This window comes from Massiliimicrobium timonense (assembly GCF_002160865.1).
Taxonomy (GTDB): domain Bacteria; phylum Bacillota_I; class Bacilli_A; order Erysipelotrichales; family Coprobacillaceae; genus Allocoprobacillus.
Map to the genome: position 1 here is coordinate 1 of NZ_NFLJ01000011.1, position 11,839 is coordinate 11,839.

Annotated in this window: 8 protein-coding genes and 2 CRISPR repeat arrays; all 8 genes read left to right on the plus strand. The window is 27.1% G+C overall.

Annotation, left to right across the window (positions count from 1 at the left end):
- Nucleotides 1-35: 35 nt before the first annotated feature.
- A CRISPR array of direct repeats spans nt 36-523; the repeat unit is 30 nt; unit sequence GCTTAATAACAACATATGATGTATTGAAAT.
- Nucleotides 524-808: 285 nt separating this feature from the next.
- Genes cas6 through cas2 form a run of 8 tightly spaced genes read left to right on the plus strand, consistent with a single transcriptional unit; the run spans nt 809 to nt 9,269 of the window.
- Nucleotides 809-1,504, plus strand: a complete 696-nt coding sequence (gene cas6 / locus B5E75_RS04850) for a CRISPR-associated endoribonuclease Cas6 (protein ID WP_087357661.1) — start codon at nt 809-811, stop codon at nt 1,502-1,504.
- Nucleotides 1,505-1,522: 18 nt separating this feature from the next.
- The gene (locus tag B5E75_RS04855) at nt 1,523-3,313 is read left to right on the plus strand and encodes a hypothetical protein (RefSeq protein WP_087357662.1); all 1,791 of its coding nucleotides are present in this window, start codon (nt 1,523-1,525) and stop codon (nt 3,311-3,313) included.
- Entirely contained in the window at nt 3,306-4,232 is a 927-nt protein-coding gene (locus tag B5E75_RS04860) for a type I CRISPR-associated protein Cas7 (protein WP_087357663.1), read from the plus strand. The genes B5E75_RS04855 and B5E75_RS04860 overlap by 8 nt, the downstream gene beginning before the upstream one ends.
- 2 nt (nt 4,233-4,234) lie before the next feature.
- Nucleotides 4,235-4,939 carry a type I-B CRISPR-associated protein Cas5b gene (cas5b, locus tag B5E75_RS04865; RefSeq protein WP_087357664.1) on the plus strand — a complete coding sequence of 235 codons (705 nt, stop codon included), beginning with the start codon at nt 4,235-4,237 and terminating at the stop codon, nt 4,937-4,939.
- Entirely contained in the window at nt 4,911-7,448 is a 2,538-nt protein-coding gene (gene cas3, locus B5E75_RS04870; RefSeq protein WP_162607634.1) for a CRISPR-associated helicase Cas3', read from the plus strand. Before cas5b ends, cas3 begins: the two co-directional genes overlap by 29 nt.
- Before the next feature lie 28 nt (nt 7,449-7,476).
- Nucleotides 7,477-7,968, plus strand: a complete 492-nt coding sequence (locus tag B5E75_RS04875; RefSeq protein WP_087357666.1) for a CRISPR-associated protein Cas4 — start codon at nt 7,477-7,479, stop codon at nt 7,966-7,968.
- Between the two features lie 15 nt (nt 7,969-7,983).
- The gene (gene cas1b / locus B5E75_RS04880) at nt 7,984-8,985 is read left to right on the plus strand and encodes a type I-B CRISPR-associated endonuclease Cas1b (RefSeq protein WP_087357667.1); all 1,002 of its coding nucleotides are present in this window, start codon (nt 7,984-7,986) and stop codon (nt 8,983-8,985) included.
- Nucleotides 8,985-9,269 (plus strand): CRISPR-associated endonuclease Cas2, encoded by a 285-nt coding sequence (gene cas2, locus B5E75_RS04885; RefSeq protein ID WP_087357668.1) that lies wholly within the window; start codon nt 8,985-8,987, stop codon nt 9,267-9,269. The genes cas1b and cas2 overlap by 1 nt, the downstream gene beginning before the upstream one ends.
- A 172-nt stretch (nt 9,270-9,441) precedes the next feature.
- A CRISPR array of direct repeats spans nt 9,442-11,236; the repeat unit is 30 nt; unit sequence GTTTAATATCAACATATGGTGTTTTGAAAT.
- Nucleotides 11,237-11,839: the final 603 nt, after the last annotated feature.

Below are 11,839 nucleotides of genomic sequence, written 5' to 3' on the forward strand. Positions count from 1 at the left end.
TAACGAGTGTGATGTCTTAATATCAAAAGTCAAATGCTTAATAACAACATATGATGTATTGAAATTAAATTAATTTGCTATCGTTTGGAAAGAAATTATTAGCTTAATAACAACATATGATGTATTGAAATATCATTTTCATTCACCTTTTAATCTATAGTTATTTTGCTTAATAACAACATATGATGTATTGAAATAAGTTTTCATTCCCACTGCATGACGAGACTATCATGCTTAATAACAACATATGATGTATTGAAATATGTAGTAATATTGTGGTTCTAAACTATCCTTAACAGCTTAATAACAACATATGATGTATTGAAATATAGTTTTAGTGTGTTTTTATACTATTTTTATGTGCTTAATAACAACATATGATGTATTGAAATCTGACTTTTATGCTGCCTTCTTCCTTTCGTTCTGTAGCTTAATAACAATATATGATGTATTGAAATATATGAATATGCATGCCACAGGAGGAATTCGCTTTGTTTAATAACAACATGAGATGTTTTGAAATTATGGAAATGTAAAAGTTCATATGAACCTGAATAACAATTTACTTTATCAAAACAACTTATATAAGCATGTTAAAAAGTGATTTATATGTTTTAATAGTAGTAAGCTTATTGATGATTGTTACATTTGATATTTGTATTAATCAATTTTATTTACAGATAAGGAAGTGAGAGATATATGAAATATGTTTATAAATGGTTAATCATTTTACATTAGTATTAGATATGAGAATGTTTTGATATAGTATCTTTACTCAAAAAAATTACAAATGAAGTGAGGTTGAAAAATGAAAGTATATGAATACAAAGTTAAATTAGTATTGAAATGTGATATTCATTATGAGCAATTAGTCAATGTACTTAACTATTTCATCGACAGTGCTTTAACCAAAGATGAAAAACTAAAAGAATATCATAATGCTCATCATTATAAAGGCTACGTGCATGATTTTCTGTATCCTATAGAAAAGGATGGAATTTATAAAAAGAATCATCATTATACGATGAGAATAAGATCTGTAGAACAGGATTTGATTCAATATTTTTTGTCTCGTTTATCTTTTTATGAAACTAATGAAATAGAGGCATTGGGTGGAGAAGTGAGGATTATTTCCAACAAATTAATAAAGAGAATATATAGCATTACTCCAATTATTGTTAAAAATGATGAAAAAGGTTATTGGAAAAACTACATGTCCCTAGAAGAATTTGAGAAAAGAATAAAAGATAATCTAATGAAAAAATACAAACTATTTGTAGATGAAAATTTAGATGAGAACTTTATGATTTATGACTGTATAGAATTCAAGAACAAAGTTCCAGTAAAAGTTCCATACAAAAATATTCATCTTTTAGGAGATAAAATAAGTATAGAAATTGCTCAAAATGAAAGAGCACAAAAAATAGCATATTTAGCATTAGGAACAGGCGTTCTCGAAAATAATTCTAGAGGATTTGGATTTATGAATTATGAATATTTATAAAGGAAGGAGGTAAGGAAGTTGCTTCAAGAAATTTTAGAAGTGTTTGGTGAAGTTGTTCAACAAGATAGTAGAATTGTGACAGATTCATATAGTCTTAAAGATGGTACATATCGCCTTATTGAAATGAATAATCAAGATGGCTGGAAAATCAAAGAAACGATAGATATTTTCTATGATAAAAAAATGAAACAAATAAATGGTTCACAAAATACAAATTACACTTATATACAAGAGTTAGATTATTATAGTAAGCTTTTGGATATGAATAAACCCATTGATCCTAAAAAAGTCATTCATTCTTGCCATTATTTTGCTTTGTCTGTAAAAAAAGAGAGCGTTCTTTCAGGAAAACTCAATAAGGATATTATAAAAAAGTATTATGCTATTCTTAAAAATCCAATGTCTAAGTATGAGAAAAAATCAAATTCAAAAAAACTTTATGAAAATGTAGAAAAAGAAATTGGCCCAGTTGATAAAAAAATTATTGAGAGTATTGAAGAATATGTTTTACATACAAATATATTTGAAGGAATTGCTTTAGATAAAAAAGACTATATAAAAATCTTCTTTGTGTTTAGTGATCAAGATAAAACCTTGGATTATTATAAACAAGAAAATAAAAGGTATCTTTTACCAAATCTCTATAATAGCAATGATTATAACATTGAAGATGGTAATGAAATATTAGGTTTACCTAATAACAATATGAATCTTAATTCTAAGAAGCCATTTTTACTAAATAAGACAAGAAAAGTAAAGACACCCTATTTAGTTAATCAGGGACAAGCATTATTACAAGCACAATTCTTTGATTATTTATGGGGTCAAGTTTCTAAAGGATGCTATGATTTTTATATCAATACGTTTGGAAATGAAAATGAAATATTAGCTATTGCTGATGATAAAGACTTAAAGGGAAAAAATATTCAGGGTTATTATATACGCTGTCAAAAAGGAAAGAATGAGGCTGAAATTATAGATAGTCAAGTTGTTTCATCTTTTTCATACAGCTTAAAGAAATCTTTTTACTTAGAAAATTATATGGAAATATCTGATGAATATATAGAAAAAAGTGATATTCGCTATGAAGAATATTTAGACAATATGGTATCAATGTTTAACATAATTGATCAAGTATTCTTTGATGGTAAATTGAAAAGAAATCTCTATATGAATGCTAGTGATATGCAAATAAACAATGATTATTTAAAAAAATGTCTACTAACATATAGGGATCAGTTAAAATTGTTTAAAAATACAGGTGATTTGTTAATTTTAAAAAAGATTATAGATAAAATGTCATGGTATATAATCATCAATAGTATAAGTCAAAGTAGTCAGTTGATGTTAGTACATAAATTAAATTTGAGATGGTCTTTATTAGATTATTTTGATGATGAAAGGAAGATAGGTGAAAAAATGATGGATGTAAAAAATCAGTTAAGATTGCATATTAACCTTCCAAAAGAAAAAGATTGGGAGTTTAATGATGATAAGGAATTTAATTATGCAGTAGGACAGCTAGTAAAATATTTTGTGTATTTAAGCAAATCGTCAAAAAAGACGCATGTGTTCATTAATCAATATTTAAATTGTAAAGATATTGAACAATTGAAACAAAAATTAATACAGATGTATAAAAAATATAATTATGCAATTGATTTTTATTTGGAAAGTAGATGTTCTAAATTAGTAGAACATATTATGAAATATGATACAAACAACATTTTGTGTGAGTTTATAGTTGCAGGATTTAATGGACCACTATTAATTTTAGAAAAAAACAAGGAGGAAGATGAAGATGAATAAAAGGGTATATGGTGTTTTAGGTATCAGTTCAATTATGGCAAACTGGAATGCTGATTTTACAGGTTATCCAAAGACAATTTCTACAGGGGAAATTTTTGGAAGTGATAAAGCATTCAAATATCCTATGAAAAAACAATGGGATAATAATGGAGAAAAAGTTTTGTATATTAAATCAATGATATTGTCTAAAGATAAAGATGCAGTATCACTTGTTCCAAGAACATTAAAAGAAAGATATGAATATTTATTTGGAATTGAAGATTTATCAAAATGTAAAGATGTTTCTGAAGTATTGAAAAACTTATTTACAGCTGTTGATGTTAAAAATTTTGGAGCGACATTTGCAGAAGCAAAAATGAATATTTCTATAACAGGTGCTGTTCAATTTGGACAAGGATTTAATAAATATCCTGAAAGTGAAGCACAGGAACAACAAATTTTATCACCATTTAAAGATGGAACTGATGCTGATGCAAAAAATTCTACTTTAGGAACGAAGATTGTCAGCGATGAAGCTCATTATTTCTATCCTTTTGTTATTAATCCTCATGCTTATGATGAATTTGTTAAGCTGGGTGTTACAGACGGATATACAGAAGGAGATTATCTCCAATTTAAAGATACATCTTTATCTAGTGCGACAGCATTTGCTACAAATTCAAAAGAAGGTTGTGAAAATGAGTTTGGATTATTTGTAGAAACTGAACCAACATTATATTTACCTAATTTAACCGAATATATTGAATTTAAAAAAGGAAAAGATAAAAACACTATTTCTATTCATTTAAGAGATCTTTTGGAAGATGTAAAATCAAAAGTATTGAATATTGAAGTGTACTATAATCCTCATACAACTATGATTGATTGTGACTTGTCTGATGTTCATTATTATCATATTGTAACAAGAAAAGAGGTTTAAGTATGAAGGCGGTTAAGTTTACTCTGAAAGGAAAAACTGCATTCTTTAAAAATCCTGAAGTAAACAGTTATTTTTACTTTACCTATGGAAATATACATAAACCTGCTCTTTTGGGGATGTTTGGTGCTATTTTAGGCTATAAAGGTTATGAAAGCTCATTTGAAGTGTATCCAGAATATTATGATAAATTGAAAGAATTAAAAGTCGCTATTATTCCTCATCAAGAACATGGATGCTTTGCTAGAAAAGTTCAAGTGTTTAATAATTCAGTTGGATATGCATCTCAAGAACAAGGTGGTAATCTGATTGTCAAAGAACAATGGTTAGAAAATCCAAGCTGGATGATATATGTTTTAATTGACGACGATGAAAGTCAAAAGTTAAGTGAGTATTTGCTTGAAAGAAAAGCTGTTTATATACCTTATCTTGGTAAAAATGATCATCCTGCTATTATTGAAAATGTGGGTGTTGTTGATCTACAAATGAATAATTCTAAAAATATTCGTATTGATAGTCTTGCTAAAGCGGATGATTTTCAATTTGACTTCTTTCATATCCAATTTAAATATGAAGAATATTTACCTATATCTTTGAAAGAAAGTACAAATCATTATGAATTAGCAAAAATGATTTTTACTGATGCGACAATGATAGAAAGTCAAAAGGAAGTTTATAATGATGGAGAAAAAAACATTATCTTTTATTGATTATAATGATATTATTGATGATCAATATACATTCTATGCTCATAACATAGATAATCGAAAAGAGTTATTACACAATCACATTCATTTAAGTCAAGAGTACTTTATGAAACTGTATGATTATAAAGATATTGAAAAAATCGTTTATAAATTTTACGAAGTCATGGGATTTCAAAATTTTAAAGTGTCTTTTGAGTTTCTCAATAGTTTATTCGTGAATATAGTGACTTTTCATGATTTTGGTAAAATTAATCCAATGTTTCAAAAGTTGAAAATGAATAACAATATTGGAAATAAATATAAAGGACTTACCAAAAGTCATCATTCGTTTTTATCATCTTTGATATATCTAGATTACTTTTTAAATAAACTTGATAAAATGACAAATCTTTCTCATGAAGATAGATGTTTTATTGAAAGAACGATATTAGAACATGCTTATCTTATATCAAAACATCATAGTCATTTGGATTCTTTTTATGAATTTATTGAGAAATTAAAAAGTTCGAATACTCAAAACTTAATTGAACATTTAACGTATAAACCGCTTAAAGGATATAAGGGATTGAAATATTTGACCAAAGAGAAAATAAAATCTATATGTGATTATTTAGATTATTTTCAAGAAAAAGATTGTCTTACTAACCATCGACATTATAAATATTTTTATTATCGTTTAATTTATTCTATGTTGGTCATGAGTGATTACTATGCAACAAGTGAATTCCAATATAAACGACCTGTACGACTTTCTGGCAATTTAACAGATATTAAAGAGTTTGAAAAAGAATACTGTCGTTCAGGTTTGATGCAAGGAATTTATGAGTATGAAAGAGAAAAATATCATGAAAATGATAAAACGCTCAGCCATGTTCAAACAATGAATGATTTAAGATGTGAAATATTTTTGGATGCTGATAGAAATTTAAAGAAACATCATACGGATCCTATTTTCTTCCTTCAGGCTCCTACAGGTAGTGGAAAAAGCAATATAGCACTTCATTTAAGTTTTCAATTAATGAAAGGACGAAAAAAATTATTTTACATCTATCCATTTAATACCCTTGTAGAACAAAATAAACATAATTTAGAGTTATCATTTGATCATAAGGAATTAATGAAACAAATTGTTGTGGTCAATTCTATAACACCTCCGCCAGATTTGCATGATGAGGAAGATGAAGCGTATAAATATCAACAAATGTTGCTGGATAGACAGTTTCTAAATTATCCATTTATATTATCAACACATGTCAGTTTCTTTCAATTATTATTTGGGAATCAAAAAGAAAATATTATTGGTTTTCACCAATTAGCTGATTCAGTTATTGTTCTAGATGAAATACAGAGTTATAAAAATTATATCTGGGCAGAAATGATTGAAATGTTAAAAGCATGTGCCAACCTTATGAATATGAAAATTATTATTATGTCAGCAACATTACCTGATTTAGATCATCTTCTTCATTTGAATGATGGTGTGACAAGATTGCTACCAAATGCAAAGTTATATTATCAACACGAATTTTTTAAGGGAAGGGTTCATTATCATTATGATTTGTTAAAGTCTGAAATTACATTAGATGATTTGCAAAAACATGTTTTAAAGAATGTTTTTCCTCATACAAAGATACTTGTTGAATTTATAACAAAAAAGTCTGCTTATCAATTTTATCGTTTGCTTTTAAAATCAGGAAGAAATGACATTGATATTGAATGTTTAACAGGTGATGATTCAGCTATTGAAAGAAAGAGAATTATTTCAAAAATACGTGGTAAGGTTACAAAACCCATTATTCTCGTTGCAACACAAGTTATAGAAGCCGGTGTCGATATTGATATGGATATAGGTTATAAAAATATTTCTTTATTAGATAATGAAGAACAGTTTGCTGGAAGAATTAATAGATCAAATATGGAAAGTGGAGATATATACTTTTTTGATATTGATAATTTTCATGTGATTTATCGTCATGATTATAGATCGGATGATTTATTAACGCTTAAAAACCAGGAGATGAGAGAAATTTTAGAAGAAAAGGATTTTTCTTGTTATTATGAAAAGGTTTTAAAGGCATTAAAAGTCAATCGAAATCAAAATACTGATAAAGAAGGATTAAGTTATTTTTATAATGATATTGTCTATAAACTTAATTATCTAGAGGTTGCTAAAAGAATGATGCTTATAGATGATAACCAATGGATGGTAGATGTTGTTTTATGTAGACAAATTAAAAATAATGATGGTGAAATTATTGATGGTTTAGAAGTATGGAATCGTTATAAAGAATTGTTGGAAAATAATGCTATGAACTACAATAAAAAGCAGATAGAATTAATGGATGTGCGAAGCCAGCTTCATGATTTTACCTATCAATTTCCTAAAAAAACATTTATTCATTATAACGATTATATAGGAGATCTTCTTTGTGTTTTTGATGCTGATGACTATTTTGTTGATGGTAAATTGGATAGAGAACGTTTCGAACAAATTGAATATGACATTCTTTAATATTTGATTTATAAAGGAAGTGTTGATTATGAAAATAAATGGAACATTAATGAATTATTATATTCATTGTCCTAGACAATGTTATCTTCATGCAAATAGATTAAACATGGAAAATAATAGTGAAGATGTGAAGATTGGTAAAGCATTGCATGAAGAAAAATATAAAGATGATGATAGTAGTGAAATAGCAATTGACAATATTAAATTAGATAAATTAACAAAAGATTATTTAACTGAAACAAAGAAAAGTGATGCCGATGTTGAGGCTAGTCGATGGCAACTTATTTATTATTTATATGTGTTAAAAGAAAAAGGGATTAATCGAAAAGGAAAACTGGAGTTTATTCAAAAAAATAAAGAGAAAAAAGTTATGGTTGTAGAACTTAATGATGAAGTAGAAGTAGAGTTATTGAATAAAATGAATGAAATACAAAAGCTGATACAAAATCAAAAGGTTCCCGATGTTGTAGAAAGAAAACACTGTAAAAAATGTGCTTATTATGATTATTGTTTTATATAAAATAAGGTGAAGTGTATGGGAAAAACAAAATATATTACAAGTATGGGTGAATTAAGTCGAAAAGATAATTCATTGTGCTTTAGAAAAAATAATAAAAACATATATTTACCAATAGAAAATATTCATGAAATATATTGCATGAATGAAGTATCTATCAATACAAAACTGCTAGATTATCTTTCTACAAAACATATCGTTATTCATTTCTTTAATTATTATGGAAACTATTCTGGAACTTTTTATCCTAAAGATCAGTATAAAAGCGGGAGATTACTGATTAAAGAAGTTGAGTGTTATAATTCAATGAAAAGAATAGTGATTGCTAAGAAGATTGTTATTGCTATTGCAAAAAATCTTGATTATGTGTTATATCATTATTATAAACATGGGCGTAAAGAAGTTAAAAAAATCATAGACTGGATCAGACATGAATTTTATAAACAGTTGGAAGAAATTCAAGACATACAATCATTAATGCTTTTAGAGGGTACTTTATGGCAAATGTTTTATTCGTCATTTCAATATATCTTACCTGAAGATTTTATGATGAATAAACGTGTAAGGAGACCTCCTGATAATCCTATGAATGCACTTATCTCTTTTGGAAATTCTCTTTTATACACGAAATGTATTTCTGTTATTTACCAAACACATTTAAATCAAACAATTAGTTATTTACATGAACCAAGTGAAGCTAGATTTTCTTTGAGTTTAGATTTAAGTGAAACCTTTAAACCTGTAATTGTATTTAAAACTATCTTTGATCTTGTGAATAATAAAAAATTAAAAGTTAATGAACATTTTGAAAAGAAAGTTAATTATTGTATTCTAAATGATAAGGGTAGACAAATTTTTATTGAAGCGTTTGAAGAAAGATTAAATAGAGTTTTTTTGAATAAAAAGTTAAAACGTAAAATGACTTATCAAACAGCTATGAAAATGGATTGCTATAAGTTGATTAAATATCTTCTTGAAGATAAAGACTTTGAATTTTTCTCATTGAAGGAAGGATATTAATGAAAAAGTATAATTATAACTACGCTATTGTTTTTTATGACATAAAGGAAAAAAGAGTACAAAAAGTTTTTAAGATATGTAAAAAGTATTTATCACATTATCAATATTCAGTTTTTAGAGGTGATATTACTCCATCTAAACTTATATCATTAAAAAGAGAATTGAATAAAGTTATTAATAAAGAAGAAGATTTTGTTTGCATTATTAAAACATTTAATGATAATGTATTTGATGAAGAAATTCTTGGAAACAAAAAAACTGAGAGTGACAATCTTATTATCTAAATTTACCAAGTATTATTTTAGAAAAAATGAAAAAACGCTGATTATATCAATATAAATTGTAATTTTTGATAAAGATTAAATTTTATAGTTTTAGCTGGTAAAAAATTAAAAAAATATTGTTATAATCAGTATAATTTCATTTTAGTAAATAAAAAAGCATTGATTTTATTGGGTTTAATATCAACATATGGTGTTTTGAAATACATAATTAATCGTTGTCTTTCTAAGATTTCAAAAGTTTAATATCAACATATGGTGTTTTGAAATTTCTTCCTTTTGCATTAGCTTTTGTTACCTTGGTTGTTTAATATCAACATATGGTGTTTTGAAATCTATTGTTGTATCTAACAATGACAGTGTCTTCCGTGTTTAATATCAACATATGGTGTTTTGAAATTAATCTGTTTTTATCATTGACAGTTTTTCCTGCGTTGTTTAATATCAACATATGGTGTTTTGAAATATGAATACTGTCAATAACTATATTGCAGAAGTTAAGTTTAATATCAACATATGGTGTTTTGAAATATATATTAACATCAAAATTAATGGAAAATGATCTCTGTTTAATATCAACATATGGTGTTTTGAAATGCAGCTTCATTAGCCGTAGCAGCATCTTGTTGAGCTGTTTAATATCAACATATGGTGTTTTGAAATTGATACGCTTCATACATTTCTATGAAGTTTTCGTAGGTTTAATATCAACATATGGTGTTTTGAAATAATTGGAAATGAAAAAGAGTTTGTGATTGGGGTAGGGTTTAATATCAACATATGGTGTTTTGAAATATGAAAGATGTGAATTGATAGGTGCTATCCGTTTACGTTTAATATCAACATATGGTGTTTTGAAATATGTTTAATGTATTAGAGTTCTTAGCAACACCATAGTTTAATATCAACATATGGTGTTTTGAAATCCAGTAGCTTGAAAATCAATCTTATCACCATTATCGTTTAATATCAACATATGGTGTTTTGAAATTTAGGTGGAGGTCCAGCACTTGCAGGAGGTATTTTGTTTAATACCAACATATGGTGTTTTGAAATTCAACTCCTTCGACTTCAACATCTCCCATTTCATCGTTTAATATCAACATATGGTGTTTTGAAATTATACCTCCACCTTCTCTATAATTTTATTCCTTCGATGTTTAATATCAACATATGGTGTTTTGAAATTCTATCCATGTATCGCTTGATTTATCCCACAGAACGTTTAATATCAACATATGGTGTTTTGAAATTTCAAGGAACAAATTACAAAGAAGATATTAAGAGCAGTTTAATATCAACATATGGTGTTTTGAAATCTATAGTTAGTGTCATACGCTTGTTGAGCAGTTTCTGTTTAATATCAACATATGGTGTTTTGAAATTCCTTTTTGATAACTGGATTTGTCACTTCTCCCTGATTAATATCAACATATGGTGTTTTGAAATATGTTTTTTGCAAAAGCAAAAATGATTTTATGCTCTAATCAATATCAACATATAATGTTTTGAAATATGACAACCTGTGCAATCACAAAACACAGTTCTTGATCAATATCAATATATAATGTTTTGAAATGAAGATATGTATACAATCACAAAGGATAAAGAAAGTGATCAATATCAACATATAATGTTTTGAAATATGTATTCTTAGACACAAAAAAATAGAAACAACTCTGATTAATATCAACATATGGTGTTTTGAAATTCAACTCCTTTATAAAAGGTATTTCCAACTTTCCAGGATTAATATCAACATATGGTGTTTTGAAATACAAAGAGTTCAATTCCTAAGTCTTTTGCAGTTTTGATTAATATCAACATATAATGTTTTGAAATGCCATTGAACTTGCACCAGAGGGAACGGGATATCAATCAATATCAACATATAATGTTTTGAAATTTAGCCTGAGTAGCATTTTCTTTTGCTTCGTCCAAATCAATATCAACATATAATGTTTTAAAATTATACCGTCTTTATTTTGTTTCAGTAAATAACTATTAATTAATAACAATCCCAAATGACCAAAAATAAAAATATTATTTATACAAAACCTTAATTATTCATGAGATTATAATATAATCATGAAATATCCTTATTTCATAGGCATTTTCTGCTTTTATTTATTCTTTTTCTATTCACCCGTTGGGTGAATAGTTTTCTTGTGTGCCGGGCATGGCATGGATTCAGTTGGAGATAAACCAACCACAGGTAGTTGCCGCCAAGTGTAGTGAACCACAAGCCGTTGATAGTGATGTCATGGGTGAAGGAAGTGGTGTAGCGATTCTTTCGAACGTACGAACAGAAACCTGATATAAGGCTAAATGGTGGATAAGGTTGCAAGACAAACCGAAGTCCAAATGGTAAACGTAAAACCAAGACAGTAAATCAGGGCGTTGTGAAAGAAATAGGATTCATGAATTACCCCGGGAGGTCTTATGGACGAGGAAGTCTAATAAACTTTAAAATCAGTGATAGTACCCTCGGTCGAAAAAGGTTTATCATAAGAAGTCAGATGAAGTCATAGTAGGTAGAAATACTGAAGGACTGAAACGTTTATAGAGTGCAA

Coding starts and splice junctions, on each gene's coding strand:
- cas6 (WP_087357661.1), top strand. CDS start 809: ATGAAAGTATATGAATACAAAGTTAAATTAGTATTGAAATGTGATATT.
- B5E75_RS04875 (WP_087357666.1), top strand. CDS start 7,477: ATGAAAATAAATGGAACATTAATGAATTATTATATTCATTGTCCTAGA.
- cas2 (WP_087357668.1), top strand. CDS start 8,985: ATGAAAAAGTATAATTATAACTACGCTATTGTTTTTTATGACATAAAG.
- B5E75_RS04860 (WP_087357663.1), top strand. CDS start 3,306: ATGAATAAAAGGGTATATGGTGTTTTAGGTATCAGTTCAATTATGGCA.
- cas5b (WP_087357664.1), top strand. CDS start 4,235: ATGAAGGCGGTTAAGTTTACTCTGAAAGGAAAAACTGCATTCTTTAAA.
- cas3 (WP_162607634.1), top strand. CDS start 4,911: ATGGAGAAAAAAACATTATCTTTTATTGATTATAATGATATTATTGAT.
- cas1b (WP_087357667.1), top strand. CDS start 7,984: ATGGGAAAAACAAAATATATTACAAGTATGGGTGAATTAAGTCGAAAA.